At 47.3% G+C, this 15,743-nt stretch carries 14 protein-coding genes; 9 read left to right on the forward strand and 5 right to left on the reverse strand.

The genetic code is table 11. The annotated features are described in order from the left end of the window. Positions 1-83 precede the first annotated feature (83 nt). Positions 84-764, forward strand: a complete 681-nt coding sequence (locus ACH33_RS05055; RefSeq protein ID WP_236781970.1) for a L,D-transpeptidase family protein — start codon at positions 84-86, stop codon at positions 762-764. On the opposite strand, the gene ACH33_RS05060 is transcribed toward ACH33_RS05055, so the two are convergent. Next, positions 761-1,795, reverse strand: coding sequence for a YkvI family membrane protein (locus ACH33_RS05060; protein WP_057898020.1), 1,035 nt, complete (start codon positions 1,793-1,795; stop codon positions 761-763). The two genes, ACH33_RS05055 and ACH33_RS05060, sit on opposite strands and share 4 nt — an antisense overlap. A gap of 215 nt (positions 1,796-2,010) precedes the next feature. Between ACH33_RS05060 and lepB the strand changes: the two genes are divergently transcribed. Next, entirely contained in the window at positions 2,011-2,523 is a 513-nt protein-coding gene (gene lepB, locus ACH33_RS05065; protein WP_057898021.1) for a signal peptidase I, read from the forward strand. Between the two features lie 244 nt (positions 2,524-2,767). Continuing rightward, positions 2,768-3,661, forward strand: a complete 894-nt coding sequence (locus tag ACH33_RS05070) for a diacylglycerol/lipid kinase family protein (protein WP_057898022.1) — start codon at positions 2,768-2,770, stop codon at positions 3,659-3,661. Between the two features lie 81 nt (positions 3,662-3,742). Here the strand turns inward: ACH33_RS05070 and ACH33_RS05075 are convergent, their stop codons facing one another. After that, the gene (locus ACH33_RS05075; RefSeq protein ID WP_057898023.1) at positions 3,743-4,342 is read right to left on the reverse strand and encodes a TVP38/TMEM64 family protein; all 600 of its coding nucleotides are present in this window, start codon (positions 4,340-4,342) and stop codon (positions 3,743-3,745) included. A 4-nt stretch (positions 4,343-4,346) separates the two neighbouring features. Continuing rightward, positions 4,347-5,069 (reverse strand): alpha/beta hydrolase, encoded by a 723-nt coding sequence (locus ACH33_RS05080; RefSeq protein WP_057898024.1) that lies wholly within the window; start codon positions 5,067-5,069, stop codon positions 4,347-4,349. 198 nt (positions 5,070-5,267) lie between these two features. On the opposite strand from ACH33_RS05080, the gene pdhA reads away from it, so the two are divergent. The 5 genes from pdhA (at position 5,268) to ACH33_RS05105 (ending at position 10,862) form a co-directional block, all read left to right on the forward strand. Then, on the forward strand, positions 5,268-6,314 hold the full coding sequence (gene pdhA / locus ACH33_RS05085; protein ID WP_057898025.1) for a pyruvate dehydrogenase (acetyl-transferring) E1 component subunit alpha: 1,047 nt from the start codon (positions 5,268-5,270) through the stop codon (positions 6,312-6,314). A gap of 3 nt (positions 6,315-6,317) precedes the next feature. Beyond that, positions 6,318-7,298 carry an alpha-ketoacid dehydrogenase subunit beta gene (locus tag ACH33_RS05090; protein WP_057898026.1) on the forward strand — a complete coding sequence of 327 codons (981 nt, stop codon included), beginning with the start codon at positions 6,318-6,320 and terminating at the stop codon, positions 7,296-7,298. Positions 7,299-7,360: 62 nt separating this feature from the next. After that, entirely contained in the window at positions 7,361-8,698 is a 1,338-nt protein-coding gene (locus tag ACH33_RS05095) for a dihydrolipoamide acetyltransferase family protein (protein WP_057898027.1), read from the forward strand. A gap of 3 nt (positions 8,699-8,701) precedes the next feature. Next, the gene (lpdA, locus tag ACH33_RS05100) at positions 8,702-10,114 is read left to right on the forward strand and encodes a dihydrolipoyl dehydrogenase (protein WP_057898028.1); all 1,413 of its coding nucleotides are present in this window, start codon (positions 8,702-8,704) and stop codon (positions 10,112-10,114) included. Positions 10,115-10,424: 310 nt separating this feature from the next. After that, a complete protein-coding gene (locus tag ACH33_RS05105; protein ID WP_057898029.1) occupies positions 10,425-10,862 on the forward strand; it encodes a DUF2621 family protein in 438 nt (145 codons plus the stop codon). Between the two features lie 157 nt (positions 10,863-11,019). Here ACH33_RS05105 and ACH33_RS05110 read toward each other — a convergent pair whose 3' ends face one another. Both ACH33_RS05110 and ACH33_RS05115 read right to left on the reverse strand, forming a co-directional pair. Then, positions 11,020-11,280: a CstA-like transporter-associated (seleno)protein gene (locus ACH33_RS05110; protein WP_057898030.1), complete on the reverse strand. Its 261-nt coding sequence runs from the start codon at positions 11,278-11,280 to the stop codon at positions 11,020-11,022. Positions 11,281-11,312: 32 nt separating this feature from the next. Then, on the reverse strand, positions 11,313-13,409 hold the full coding sequence (locus tag ACH33_RS05115) for a carbon starvation CstA family protein (RefSeq protein WP_057898031.1): 2,097 nt from the start codon (positions 13,407-13,409) through the stop codon (positions 11,313-11,315). Positions 13,410-13,757: 348 nt separating this feature from the next. Between ACH33_RS05115 and ACH33_RS05120 the strand changes: the two genes are divergently transcribed. Further along, a complete protein-coding gene (locus ACH33_RS05120) occupies positions 13,758-15,722 on the forward strand; it encodes a methyl-accepting chemotaxis protein (protein WP_057898032.1) in 1,965 nt (654 codons plus the stop codon). Positions 15,723-15,743: the final 21 nt, after the last annotated feature.

Here is a 15,743-nt window from a genome sequence, read left to right on the forward strand (position 1 = left end):
TAGTAAAGGGTGCAAACTTTCTAATACAAGGAAATAGCTCGCGGAGCTTGCCTGCAAGTTTTGCTTATGGGAGAGTGGCTTTTATGAAGCAAGATTTCGCGCGGATGGTGTTGACGGATGATGCGGCCTGTACACTGGGGGACACGGTAAGGCAGATCATTGTCGTTACTGTTCCCGATTGGAACAGCCGTTGCGCCCGCTTGCGGACGTTCGAAAAAATAGCAGCAGGCAAGTGGATGCCAGCGCTCGCACCTATGGCGGCGGTAGTAGGCAAGTATGGGTTTGCGCTTCCCGAACAAAAAAAAGAGGGAGATTGCAAAACTCCGGCCGGAATTTACAAAATTGGCACCGCATTTGGTACAGCGGCAAGGCCGCGCGGTCTAAAAATGCCGTACCGCCCTGTTACCAGACGGGATTACTGGGTGGATGACAAGACCTCTCCCGAATACAATACGTGGGTACATTACGAAGGAAACCCGGCAAAAAGATGGAAGTCGTTTGAACGACTAGCAATACCGCTTTATAAATACGCGCTTGTTATTCGATACAACGATGACCCTATCATGCCGGGAAAAGGGAGCGCGATTTTTATGCATATTTGGCGCGGGCCATCCAGCTATACGGCGGGTTGCGTGGCCCTTGCCAGAGCGAATTTGCTCGCGGTTCTCAAATGGCTTGACCCGGATAAAAGTCCGGTTATTATTCAGGGAACGGAGCCATTCATCTTTTCTCTGCTCAAAAGAAGACACGGGACGCAATGTTAAGCGTCCCGCGTCTTCTTGTTGTTTTTTCCCATGATAAAAATCATCAGCAGTGTACCGGCGCCTATATATCCGAACAACGGATACAAGCGGTGTACGAGAGAGGAAAAGCCGAACTGACTAATGACGTAACAAATCGCGAGCAAACCGATGATGATGAAGCGTCTATCCTTTCCGAAAGCGGAATGAACTTGCAATTGACGCGTGACACCGAAGACGTTTCCGACCAAAGTTGTGAAGATCTCAGCTAGAATGATGGCGCTGAACATCCACTGCATAAGCGGTCCAAACGATGAAACAACCATCGCCATCGGCACTTCCGCGCCAGAAACTTCTTCGCTATGGACAAGAAGCGTGTAGTTGCTCAGCAAGAGCAGCAGGCCAAGCCCGGCCCCCCCAATGATGCTTCCTCCGATTAGCACATTCCGGTCTCGTATTTCACCCCCAATCGGTACGAGTACGACAAGCGCGAGCGAAATGTTGAAGGCGACGTATAAAAAAGGTGACAGAATCCAAAGGGGAGTGGTCGAAACCGTGGGAGAATCCGAAAAATAGTTTTCGGCAAGAAAAGTATGGGCGCCAATGAGACCCGTAAAACTAATCATAAGCGGTACGACAAACGAATTAACGGTCATAACCGCTCCTATACCGCGGGAGGTTACAATGTATACGAACATCGCCGTAACTAAAATACCGATCTGGTAGAATCTTCCGAACTGCTGCTCGAACAGGGCACCGGTTCCGGCCAGCATCACTCCGGTAATACAGATTAGGGTTACCAGCATAAATCCGTTAACCCAGTTGCCAATTCGTTCACCGAACATGTAGTGGTTGAATTGATGATAGGAAGATGCTTCGATTTTTTGTGCGAGCAGCATGACTTTCGCCCCCGCTAAAGTAAACAGAAAAATGCTAATAGCGATGATAATGGTGCTTTTGCTGCCGAATCGTGTAATGAATTGGAAAATTTCCTGCCCGCTTGCGAATCCGGCGCCGACAATTGTTCCGATATACGTAAAACCGACTTGTATCATCGCTTTCCCTTTGTTTTTATTTGTTTTCGCGATTCACCACCTCTTTTCGCTTCAATTTCTCTACTATCCTATGAAACGGCCCGTCCCAATAGAATGTCTTATCAACGATTAGTAAAAAAAATCGTTACTTTATCTTTCTTTTGTTTTAAAATTGAGAGGAAAAGCAGAGTATATCGTTTTTTATTTTGGGAAGGAAACAGGAGGAGCTTCTTGTTATGAGAAAGTTGATAAAAGAATGGGTACCTGTGATTGTGCTAGCCATTGTCCTAAGCTTGACCATTCGCACCTATATAGGGGAAGCGGTCGTCGTGCCGAGCGGTTCTATGTTACCGACCATTCATATTAACGATCGATTGGCTGTTGATAAATTGATTCGACCGGAAGATTTACAGCGAGGCGATATCGTCGTCTTTTATCCTCCGGTTCCGGAGAAGGAGGGTGAGAGGTTTATTAAGCGGCTGATTGGAATCGGAGGTGATACGATAGAGATCAAGAACGGCGCTTTGTATCGTAACGGTCAAAAGGTGGATGAGCCGTATATCAAAGAACCGATGAACTATGAGTTTGGTCCTGTTACCGTTCCACCGGGTAAGTTTTTCTTTCTCGGGGACAATCGTAACGAGAGCTATGATTCGCATCTGTGGCCCACTCCATTTGTAGACGCTGATGCGATTGAAGGAACGGTACGTTTTCGGTTTTATCCGTTTACAGATATAGGAGCAATGTAGAGAAAAAAGCAAACGCGCATAATGAATAAGCGCTTTAAATACTGCATGGAAGGCAGCGAACACAAAGCATCCGGCTTTCTTTAGAAAGGAGGCGCCTGTGTTCGCTGTTTTGCTTTTTGTACAGAGGAGAAAAGGGGAAATAGGAGGGAGATAGTGTAAAGTTAACGATTATGCTGCTTTCTTTTTAGGGAATAATTTGTAGTAAGTGTTGTGTTTATTAGCAGGAAAGGCTGGGAAAAGCAAGATGGGTAAGGAAGGCGACAAAGCGAAGTTATTGCTGATATATAATCCGGTTGCCGGGCAAGAAACCGTAAGCCAGATGATCGGGGACATTGCGCGTTCATTGCAGGAGAAATGGGACTTGACCATCCGTCCGACATTGTGTGGCGGACATGCGGAACGAATCGCGGCTCAAGAAAGCGAAGGATATGACGTAGTCGTAGCCGCTGGAGGTGACGGCACGATCCATGAAGTGGTAAACGGACTCATGCGGTTTGATAAACGTCCGATCCTCGGAATTGTGCCTGGCGGCACGGCAAACGATATCGCCCGCACAATGCAGGTGCCGCTCGACTTGCTGGAAGCGTGCGAGTTTATGAAGCAGGAACAGCCGTGTGCTATCGATATAGGGAGGTGTAACGACCGTTATTTTGTAAACTTTTTTGGGGTTGGATTAATCTCGACCGTATCCAGTGAAATAAAAAACGAAACGAAAACATATTTGCGGCATTTTACATATTACTTAAAATCGCTGCAATATTTGCAGTCGGATAGCCTATTTCGCGTTGCGATTACGACGGAAGACAAAACGATTCAAAAAGAGGCGGTCATGGTATATGTAGCGAATGGACAATCGTTGGCTGGCCTTGAATTGTTTGGCGACAAGGAATTGAATAGCGGCCAGTTTGAAGTCATTATTGTGGAAAATATTGGACTATCGGAAATCATGAGTGTGGCATCATCATACTTGCGCCGCGAACCGATTCAACATGAAGCTATTTTCAGGTTTAAAGCATCTGAACTTACGATTGCGTGCAGCCCTGCGCAATTCATTGATATGGATGGTGAAAAAAACGGCAAAACCCCTAGTAAAGTTAGGCTTTTATCCGGAGCGCTCCGCGTGATTGGAAGAGTGTAAGATCGGAGCAGTTTCGCCTTTAGGTTGCACACGAAAAAGTGGTAAACCCGTGAGTTAGAGGGTTTACCACTTTTTCTTTCATCACTGTTTTATCGTTGTCAGACGCATCTCTACTTTTTTGCCGATGTACCAGAGAACGAAAATGATGAAAAGCACAATAAACAATTTCCATGGATGATCAATAAACGATATCGCATCGTGTCCGATAAAGGACATAATGAAAATCATAATGGTTTTGCCCAGTATGATCGCGGCCACGAATTGGCTCATTGGCATGTTAGATAATCCGGCCACCACGTTAATAAGGGAAGAAGGTGAAAACGGGAAACACGACAAAAGAAAAATCGCGCTAAAGCCATGCCGCTCCATCCATTCCATCGCTTCTCTTACCTTCGGATGGCGGGTAAGAAAGTTCAAGAAGCGGTGTCGCCCAAGCTTGCGACAAATAGAGAACACAAACACTGCTCCTAGGCAAACACCGAGCCAAGAATACAAAAAACCAAGCCAAAGCCCATAGGCAGCCGCGTTTCCGGCTACGATCGCAAACAGCGGGAAAGGCGGGAACAACGCTTCTAGAAAGGGAAGAACGATTCCGGGCAATGGACCGAGCGATTCGTATTTGGCTAGTAGCGCCAATAAATTTTCTTCAGAAAAATACGCTTTAATCTCTGTCCAATTCATGATTTTATTTTACCTCAAAAAAGAAGGAAAATGCACTAGAAAGTTGGCTTTGCCAGAAGCCCCAATCGTGCCCACCTTTTTCTTCGACATAGGTTACAGAAGCGCCCCGTTGTTCAAGTAGATTCTTCATTTCTCGGTTATAGCTTAAGAAGTCGACGGTTTTGCCGTCGCTGACTGGAACCGCTGTCTCCTCAAGTCCTATAAGCATATAGATGAGGAGGTAGGAAAGATCTGGCTTACGCAGGACCCCTTTCATTACATCAGGATAGAAAGCTCCGGAAAGTGACAGCACTTTATTAAATAGATCGGGTCTGTCCAGTGCGAGATCAAGGCTAACTGTGCCGCCGAGAGAGTCGCCAACAAGCACACGGTCGCTTGCTGAAAATTCTTCCTCAACTGCGGGCAGCAGTTCCTCTGTGAAAAACGATTTGTAGATGGCATTGCGGCTGCGTCCGGTTCCATATTCTTCTGTCCGATTTTCGCGCGAAACTGTAACAGCGGCAATAATAAAAGGGAACAGCTTGCCATTCAGAATCATTTCTTGAGCGATGGTCGCCCCGCGTCCGAAGTTGAGAAACTGCTCGCCATCCTGCGCGTACAGTACCGGATACGCTTTGTTTCGGTCGTAGTTGGGTGGCAAATATACTTTGTAGGAACGCGTCTCACCAAGGTAAGAGCTTGTAAGTTCGCGACGCACGATCGTCCGCTTGCGTAACTTCTGATCCATATGTATCAATCCTCCGAATGTTTTTACGTATTGCTAAAAAAAATTGGACATGATAAAGAGGAAGTGCTATACTCATCGCGAGTCAAGAATACTAAAACTGTACTTGTTGTGCAACAAAAGGTGTTATACTGTAAACTTGTTCTATTACAGTGTTGGTAATGTTTCTTTTTTTCATATTTTATCAAAAAAGGAGTTGTCATGATGTTACAAATTCTTTCTCCTGAAGGCAAGGTAACTGACACAAAGCAAATGCCTCAAGTCGATGACGCCACTTTGAAAGAATTAATGCGCAAAATGGTGTATACCCGCGTTTGGGACCAGCGCGCAATCAGTTTGAACCGCCAGGGCCGTCTCGGTTTCTACGCGCCGGTTGCGGGGCAGGAAGCGTGCATGATCGGAAGCCAAAGCGCGCTTTCCAAAGAAGACTTCATTTTGCCGAGTTACCGTGACATTCCACAAATTGTTTGGCATGGATTACCGCTGTATCAAGCGTTCCTGTACTCTCGCGGACATTTCCACGGCGGTCAAATCCCCGAAGGTGTAAACGTTTTAATGCCGCAAATTATCATCGCTGCACAAATTACCCAGGCGATGGGCGTAGCGCTGGCGTTCAAGAAGAAAAACGAAAAACGCATCGCCATTACGTACATAGGCGACGGCGGTACGTCCCAGGGTGACTTCTACGAAGGACTGAACTTTGCTGGTGTATACAAAGTACCGGCCGTATTCTTCGTGCAAAACAACCGTTACGCGATTTCCACGCCGTTCTCCAAACAAACTGCGGCGGAATCTATCGCGGCAAAAGCGGCTGCTGCGGGCATTAAAGGCGTACAGATAGACGGTATGGATGTGCTTGCCGTATACGAAGCTGTGCGCGAAGCGAGAGAGCGTGCGCTTGCAGGCGAAGGGCCAACTTTGATTGAAGCATTGACATTCCGCTATGGCCCGCATACAATGGCCGGCGATGACCCGACACGTTACCGCAAACAGGAAGAAATGACCGAATGGGAGCAAAAAGATCCGCTCGTTCGTTTTCGTGTGTATCTTGAGAGCAAGAATCTATGGTCCAAAGAAGAAGAAGATAAAGTAATTGAGCAGGCGAAAGCGGAAATTAACGAAGCGATTAAGAAAGCCGATGCACAGCCGAAGCAAAAAGTAACAGACTTAATCGACATTATGTTCGAAGAGAAGACTCCAGCTCTGCAGGAGCAATACGATGAGTATAAGCAGAAGGAGATGAACTAAGCCATGGCACAAATGACGATGATTCAAGCCATTACCGACGCGCTGCGTACAGAGATGAGAGAAGACCCGAATGTGCTTGTCTTTGGTGAGGACGTAGGGGTAAATGGCGGGGTATTCCGCGCCACGGACGGATTGCAAAAAGAATTCGGGGAAGAACGCGTATTCGATACACCGCTTGCTGAGTCCGCGATTGGAGGTATGGCGGTTGGTCTTGCGCTGCAAGGATTCCGCCCGGTTGCTGAAATCCAATTTTTTGGTTTTGTGTTTGAAACATTTGACGCCATTGCATCCCAGGCGGCGCGCATGCGTTATCGTTCCGGCGGGCGTTATCATTCTCCGATCGTATTCCGCGCTCCGTTTGGTGGCGGCGTAAAAACGCCAGAACTTCACGCCGACAGCCTGGAAGGTTTGTTCGTACAAACGCCGGGTGTAAAAGTTGTCATCCCTTCTAATCCGTACGATGCGAAAGGATTGTTGATTTCAGCGATTCGCGACAATGATCCGGTCATCTTCTTGGAACATATGAAGTTATACCGTTCTTTCCGCGCGGAGGTGCCGGAAGGCTCGTATACAGTACCGCTCGGAAAAGCAAGCGTAGTGAAAGAGGGTAAAGATGTAACTATCATTACCTATGGTGCAATGGTACAAACATCTTTGAAAGCAGCCGAACAAATTGAAAAAGAACGTAACGTTTCTGTAGAAGTGATTGACCTGCGTACGATAAATCCGATCGATACAGAAACCATTATTCAATCCGTAGAAAAAACGAACCGTGCCATTGTTGTGCAGGAAGCGCAAAAACAGGCGGGAGTTGCCGCGGAAGTTATTACGCAAATTAACGAAAAAGCGATTCTTTCCCTGGAAGCGCCGGTTCTTCGCATAACGTCTCCGGATACCGTTTATCCGTTTGCGGCCGCGGAAGATATCTGGTTACCTGACCCGGCCCGCGTAATTGAAGGTCTTAATAAAGTACTTGACTTCTAAGTTGATTGTATGACGGATTTTAAATTACGACCTGCGAGAAAGCGAAAGAGGAGGTTTCATTCATGGCGTTCCAGTTCAAGATGCCGGACATCGGTGAAGGTATTCACGAAGGCGAAATCGTAAAATGGCATATTAAAGAAGGCGACCATGTCGAAGAAGACCAGATTATTATGGAAGTGCAGAACGATAAAGCGGTTGTGGAGATTCCATCTCCCGTAACCGGTAAAGTTCTGTCTATCAAAGTGGACGAAGGCACGGTAGCGGTGGTTGGCGACGTGCTTGTAGAGTTCGAAGCGGAAGGAGCGGCTCCCGCTCAGGAGGCGGCGCCGGAACCGAAGAATGAAACGGTGGGCGCAGCCGGACATAATGCCGGTGAAGAGTTAAAAGCGCAGACAGAGCAGGCAAAGGTGGAAACTGTGCCTGCACAAAATCAGACCGGGCTGGTTGATGAGAATAAGCGCGTATACGCGACTCCGGCCGTACGTAAATTGGCGCGTGAGCTTGGCGTTAATATCCGCCAGGTGCAGGGTACAGGCAAAAATGGCCGCGTAACGCGCGAGGACGTAGAGCGATTTGCCAAGGGTGGCGGCCAAGCCCCGGCAGCAGGCGTGGCTCAAACAGAGCAAGCAACTCCAGTAGCACAACAGAAAGTCGAAGAAAAACAAGCGCCAGCAGCCGTAGTTGCGGCACCTGGCGGATTGGAGGAGCGCAGACCGCTGAAAGGCATTCGCAAAGCAATCGCGACCGCGATGGTAAAGTCGGTGTACACTGCGCCGCATGTAACTGTTATGGATGAAGTGAACGTATCTAAGCTTGTGGAAATGCGCGAACGCTTCAAGCCGATTGCGGCAAAGAAAGAAGTTAAGCTGACATACTTGCCGTTTATCGTCAAAGCAGCTATTGCTGGCCTGCGCGAATTCCCTGAATTGAATGCAAGTATTGACGATGAAACGAATGAAATCGTCATCAAAAAGTACTATAACATTGGTATCGCGACAGCGACAGATGAAGGATTGCTCGTACCGGTTATCAAAGATGCGGATCGTAAGCCGATTTGGAAAATCGCAAGCGAAATTTCTGAATTGGCGACGAAAGCCCGCGAACGAAAAGCTTCGGCTGATGAGTTGAAGGGCAGCACATTTTCGATTACAAACATCGGTTCTGCCGGTGGTATGTTCTTCACACCGGTTATCAATTACCCAGAAGTGGCGATTCTTGGGGTAGGCCGCATTACGAAGAAGCCGGTTGTGAACGAGAATGATGAAATTGTGGTGGCACCTGTGATGGCGCTGTCCTTAAGCTTCGATCATCGTCTGATTGACGGTGAAATGGCACAACTGTATGTGAATTATGTGAAAGAACTGCTGCAAAATCCGGAAATGCTTGTCATGGAGGTGTAACGCATGGTCGTAGGCGAATTTACAACGGAACTCGATGTACTTGTTATCGGGGCTGGTCCGGGCGGATATGTGGCGGCGATTCGCGCCGCCCAGCTTGGCAAAAAAGTAGCGATCGTAGACAAAGCGGAAGTGGGCGGCGTGTGCTTGAATCGCGGTTGTATCCCCTCCAAGTCGCTTATTTCTGCGGCAAAGCAGTATGAACAGGCGAAGGAAGCAAGCAACATCGGAATCAACGTGGAAGGCGTCTCTGTTGATATGAAGAAAGTGCAGGAATGGAAGCAAGGCGTCGTGAAAAAGCTGACCGGAGGTGTCCAGACGCTTCTGAAAGGAAACGGCGTAGAGATCATTCCTGGCGAGGCGCTGTTCGTTAGCGAAAATGAGGTGCGCGTATTTCATGGATATGACGTGAACCGCTACCGTTTCAATCACTGCATTATTGCGACCGGCTCCCGTCCGATCGAAATTCCTGCGCTGCCATTTGGCGAACGCATTCTGTCTTCTACAGAAGCGCTGGAGCTTGACCATATTCCGGAGAAGCTGCTTGTAGTCGGCGGCGGTTATATTGGAATTGAGCTTGGAACCGTGTTCGCGAAGCTTGGTTCGAAGGTAACCGTACTTGAAGGTATGTCTAACATTTTGCCTGGCTTTGAGAAGCAAATGGTGCAAATGGTTCGGAAAAAACTCAAAAAGCTGGGTGTAGAAATCCATACCGAAGCGATGGCAACGAAGAGCGAAGTGACAGAGAACGGCGTAAAAGTAACAGCAAATATTAAAGACAAAGAAGAAGTGTTTGAAGCGGATTACTGCCTGGTTACGGTAGGTCGTCGCCCGAATACGGATGAGCTTGGCCTTGAAGCCATTAATATGAAGCTGACGGATCGCGGCTTGATTGAAGTGGATAAGCAATGCCGGACAAATGTGCCGAATATCTACGCGATCGGCGATGTGGTGGCAGGCCCTGCTTTGGCGCACAAAGCTTCATATGAAGGGAAAGTAGCGGCGGAAGTTATCGCCGGACTGCCGAGTGAAATTGACTACATGGCGATTCCGGCGGTTGTCTTCTCCGATCCGGAGATGGCGTCCGTTGGCTTGACAGAGGAGCAGGCGAAAGAAGAAGGATATAAAGTGAAGACGGGCCGTTTTTCCTTTGCTGCGAATGGCCGCGCGTTGAGTGTAAATGAAGCGGACGGCTTCGTAAAAGTGGTGGCGAATGAAGAGGATGGCCGCGTATTGGGCGTACAAATCGTTGGGCCGGAAGCGTCCGACCTAATTGCAGAAGCTGGACTGGCAATCGAAATGGGCGCGACACTTGAAGATATTGCGCTGACCATCCACGCGCATCCGACGCTATCAGAAGTAACGATGGAAGCGGCGGAGGCAGCACTTGGCCACGGTATTCATTCATTATCGAAATAACGACAAGAAAGGCAGGCTGGAATATTTCCGGTCTGCTTTTTTATCGTATAAGAAAGCAGATGTTGCTTTATAGTGATGAAGCAACGTATGCTTTCTCTCCAAGAATAAACGAGGAAAAATTCACAAGACGTGTGCAAACGTTGCCTTTTCCATGAGTTTTGAAAATTTCACGTTCGCTAACAAAATGTTCAGATGGATTTTATTAGACAGGCAGGAATAAAACGGTGCATAATAAAAGGTAAGTCGAATCATCGAAGGCCATTAAGTTGTCATAATCAAGCACCAAAAAGGGAAGGGGGAAATTATAGAAATGTCAGCGTGGTTCGGCTCGTTTATTATCGTATGGATGATCATTCTTATTTCACTATTCGCGATCGGTGGCTTTTTCATGTTCCGCAAGTTTTTGAAGGCGATGCCAAAACAGGATGGGATGTCAGAGTTGGACTGGCAAGACTATTATATTGAGAAAACCCGACAGATGTGGACTGAGGATACGATGGAGCTGTTAAACGAACTTGTTACACCGGTGCCAAAACTATTCCGGGATGTGGCTCGGCGCAGCATCGCGGCCAAAATTGGCAAGCTGGCGCTTGAGGAAGGAGCAGAAAAAATAACGAAAGACCTTGTAATTAAAGGATATATTTTGGCGACACCAGCGCGCGATCATAAGTTTCTGGTCGCCCATTTGAAAATGAAGCAAATTGATTTTTCCCCGTATAAACAGCATTTGAAAATTCATGTGGAATAAGCTGTATGCGTGTTGACAAATCCTCCCCTTCTTCCTGGGCCTGGCTTACTTTCTTGCAAAGAAGCGTTGCTTGCTCGCTCCGCTTCGGTCTCGAATTTGTTTCGTAAGCGAAAAAAGTAACCCAAGCAACGGAAGAAGGGGATGGTTGTTAGTTAACTCAGCAACAGCGGGTACCGTTTCCTTTGCCGTACCGGGCTTCAATTGCTTGTCTGAAAAATTCTTTTTCCGATAGCGGCGCGGTTTCGCCTTTCGACGGCGCCGCGTGCCAGTAGTCGAGATATAGTTCATAGTCCGGAATGCCGAAAATCATTCGGAACGTTGAGCGAATCCGCCGCATCAATGAGTGGTTTGCGGACAGCTCTTTTATTTTTTCCGGCGGAACGTAGATGCGCGGCGGGCAAGACTCATCACGCCACATGTCTTTTTCCTCCTTTTTTTCTCGAGACGCAGTTAAGCTGTGTGTGAATGCGATGTATAAAGGGAAGCATCGCCTTTTGATTGTACGTAAGGAGCCTCTTGCAGCGAACCACGGTACGTACCGCGCAGAATGCTAATCCACGTGCGCAGGCAGTCGATGATAAGCGCCAGCACGATTCCGACGAAAATCGCTGTCATGACAGCATCTACACGGTCGTTGAAAATCATCTGCTTGGCCGCTTCTATCGTTTTAACCCCTTTCGGCAGGTGCCCCTGTTCGAGCGCTTTAGTGAAAGCGGAAGCATGAGACAGGAAACCAATTTTCGGATCGGGGTGGAATAGCTTCTGCCATGCGGCTACCATTGTGACGGTTGTAAGCCAGACCAGCGGCACAAGAGTAACCCATGCATACGCTTTTTTGCCCATTTTCAGGATGATCGTTGTGCCGACCACAAGCGCGATAGCAGCGAGCATCTGGTTAGCGATACCGAACAATGGCCAGAGGGTTTTGATTCCACCAAGCGGGTCGATAACCCCAGCGTATAAGAAGTAACCCCAACCGAGACTGATGATGGCGCTGGAAATAATGTTACCCGGCAGCCAGGTCGTATCTTTGAATTTCGATGCGAAGTTTCCGATAAGTTCGCTTACCATGAAGCGGCCTACACGGGTACCTGCGTCGATCGTAGTAAGAATAAACACGGCCTCAAACAGGATCGCGAAATGATACCAGAACGCCATGAGCGCTTTTCCACCGATGATGGTGGAGAAGATAACGGACATACCAACCGCGAGCGAAGGCGCGCCGCCTGTGCGGGAAAGGATTGTTTTTTCGCCCACGTCTTCGGCAAGTTGCGTCAGATCAGCTGCGGATACAGAAAACCCCCATTCGGTAATGGTTCTCGCCGCTGTAATGGCATCGTTTCCAATCGCAGCGGCCGGACTGTTGATCGCGAAGTATGTGCCAGGTGTAAGAATAGTAGCTGCAATCAATGCCATAATGGCTACGAAAGATTCCATCAACATGCCGCCGTAGCCAACCATACGGCTATGGCTTTCTTTCGCGATAAGCTTTGGCGTTGTACCGCTTGATACGAGTGCGTGGAAGCCGGAAACGGCACCACAGGCGATAGTGATAAACAGGAATGGGAACAAATTGCCCGTAAATACTGGGCCGGTTCCATCGATAAATTTCGTAACAGCCGGCATTTGCAGATTCGGCAGCGTGAGTAGAATACCGACCGCAAGCAAGCCGATGGTTCCAATTTTCAAGAACGAGCTTAGATAGTCACGTGGCGCGAGCAGCAGCCATACCGGAAGGATGGATGCGATAAATCCGTATACGATCATCATAATCGCCAGGGCTTCCGGACTAAATGTGAACAGCGAAGCCAAAGTCGGCGATTCGGCTACCCATTGGCCAGCTACAAGTGCAAGCATCATTAGCACAAACCCGATCAACGATGTTTCGCCGACACGCCCCGGACGGATGTAGCGCATATATACACCCATAAACAGCGCGATCGGAATGGTCATTGCAATTGTGAAAGTGCCCCACGGGCTTTCGGCCAACGCGTTGACGACAACTAGCGCCAATACAGCAATTAAGATAATCATAATAGCAAGAATACCAACCATGGCGATCAAGCCGCCAACCGGGCCGATTTCTTCTTTTGCGATTTGGCCAAGGCTTTTTCCGTTGCGGCGCATGGAAGCAATCAGGATGACAAAGTCCTGAACCGCGCCTGCCAAGATAACCCCTGCAACAATCCAGATGGTGCTTGGCAAATATCCCATTTGGGCGGCCAATGTCGGACCGACAAGCGGGCCGGCACCCGCAATCGCTGCGAAGTGATGACCGAATACAACCCATTTATTTGTTGGAACAAAGTCTTTACCATCATTGTGTACCTCGGCGGGAGTGGCGCGGTTATCATCCAGATTGAAGACTTTATGTGCGATAAATCTGCTGTAGAACCGATAGGCAACCGCATAGCTCGCTAGAGCGGCAAACAGCAACCACGCCGCGTTAATTTCTTCGCCGCGCGAAAGCGCCAGCCAGCCCCAGGCGACAGCGCCAAGCACGGAGATTGCGCTCCATATGAGAATGGAGAGCAGACGGCTCTTCATAGTGAATCCTCCTTTTTATAAAATTTTCAGAATCTAAAATTTCTAAAAAATTAGTTTTAAAATATTGTAACTTAGGTGCACTTTCTTTACTACCTTTTCCGAATTATCTGTAGTAAACCATACATGAACAGTAGAAAATTTGTCATCATCTGTAGTTAGCTACAAGTTTTGTATGCATTTTTAATTGAGATATTTTTAAAATATAGAAAATTAGTTTACCAAACAAGGAAAATAATGTATCATTTATACTTGTATGATAGCATCTATATACCTACTTATACTGGGTCTTTATAACTAAAATAAAATAAAAACCTACTATGCGCTGTAGCGTACGAGGAGGAAGAGAGAGTGAGAAGTCTAAAAAGCAAGTTGCTGCTATTAAATTCCCTTTTGCTTGTTATAAGTCTTGTGGTTGTATCGTTTGCGAGCTATTGGAAATCATCGGCTATGTTAAGCAAACAACTAGAAAATGCAGCAGAAATCCAAGCTGCCAATTTAGCCGGGAAACTGGATCGCTTCTTTGAAGAAAAAAAGGCAGTTCTTGTATCATTAGCAAAATTAACTTCTGAAAATAATCAAACCGATTTGGCATTCATTCAAAAAGCAAATAAAAAGTTCCCTGATTTTGAAACACTGTTTTTTACATACGATCTGAGTTCCAGACATGTCATTAATCATAAAGGGGATATAACAGACGTTTCCGACCGCGCCCATTTTAGGGAAGCCGGAAAAGGAGAAGGAAAGATTGTTGTGTCAGAGCCTGTTGTTTCAAAGAGAACAGGAAACAACATTGTCACCATCATTGTCCCAATTATGAAGGGGGGGAAGCAAATCGGATATTTCGGAGGCACAATTTCTATTAAGAAGGTACAGGAATATGTTGCTAATGAAAAGTTTGGAAAGACAGGATATGCATTTTTAGTTAGTGCTAAAGGTACAACGGTTTGGCATCCTGATAAAAATAAAATTTTTAAAGATAATATTTCAGCGTCCCCTATTCCTGAAATGCAGAAAGTTTTTGCGGATATCAAAAGCGGAAAGCACGGCATTGTGAGCTATATGTTTAATGGGCAGGAAAAGTTTGGAGCGTATGCGGCCACGAAGGATAGATGGGGAGTGGTTATTGGAGCCCCGACGAAAGAACTGTATGCGCCGGTAAGACAGCTTGCATTTATCCTGCTTCAACTAGGATTTCTTGCAATTCTAGTTGGTATCGTCATTACTTATTTTATTGCGCGCAATGTAGTGAGCCCCATTTCGCAGCTGAATGAGGCCGTAAGGATCGTTGCGACAGGTGATTTAACCCGTCACGTGAATATTAGCGGCCGGGATGAAATTGCGCGCCTAGCGGACGATTTCAATCGGACGGTAGCCAACTTAAAAGAGTTAACACAAGGCGTTTCTGCTACATCGCAACGCGTGCTTTCATTTACGGAAGAATTGGCCGCCAGCGTCACGCAAACAACAAAAGCGGCAAATATGATCGGGGCTTCGATTCAGACGGTAGCTGCAGGAGCGCAAACACAAGTGAACAGTTCGCAGGAGACAGCAAAAGCAATGGAGGAGATGGCGTCCGGTATTCAGCAAATTGCCAGTATGACATCCATGGTTGCTTCCTCTTCGCTTGAGGCTGCAAAAGAAGCGGAACAGGGGAATAGCATGATTGAGAAAGCTGTACAACAAATGAACAAAATTAGCGCAGGAACGGTAAGAGTCTCTTCTTCCGTTCAGCGTCTGGAAGGACGCTCTCAGGAAATTGGTCAGATTCTGGATACCATTTCAACTCTTGCCTCACAAATTAATCTGCTGGCGCTAAACGCAGCTATTGAAGCGGCACGTGCCGGGGAACATGGAAAAGGATTTGCCGTAGTCGCTGACGAAGTTAGAAAGCTGGCGGAGCAATCGGATGAGTCGGCAAGACAAATTGCGGTATTGATTGAAGAAATTCAACAGGATATTGCCCATGCTGTCGGCGAGATGGGAGCTAGCGAGAAAAATGTTCAGGAAGGAATTGCGCTGATTGAAGAAGTGAAAAACGGCTTTCAGCATATTTACCAATCGTCTCAGGGGATGGCGGGGTATATCGAGGAGATTTCTGCGGCATCAGAGCAAATGTCTGCAAGTTCAGAAGAAATAAATGCTTCCATTCAGGAAATGGCCAATATCGCGCAAAACTCTGCTTCTCATTCGAGTAGTGTTGCATCCGCTACCGAAGAGCAAATCGCTTCTATGGAGAAAATTTCTGACTCGCTTAAGTCGCTTGAGAGTGTGGTGCGGGATCTTCGAGGAGCGATACATAAATTTAAACTATAAATAAACGTAGCTGTTGATGAT

The sequence above is a fragment of the Aneurinibacillus sp. XH2 genome, assembly GCF_001439585.2.
Classification (GTDB): domain Bacteria; phylum Bacillota; class Bacilli; order Aneurinibacillales; family Aneurinibacillaceae; genus Aneurinibacillus; species Aneurinibacillus thermoaerophilus.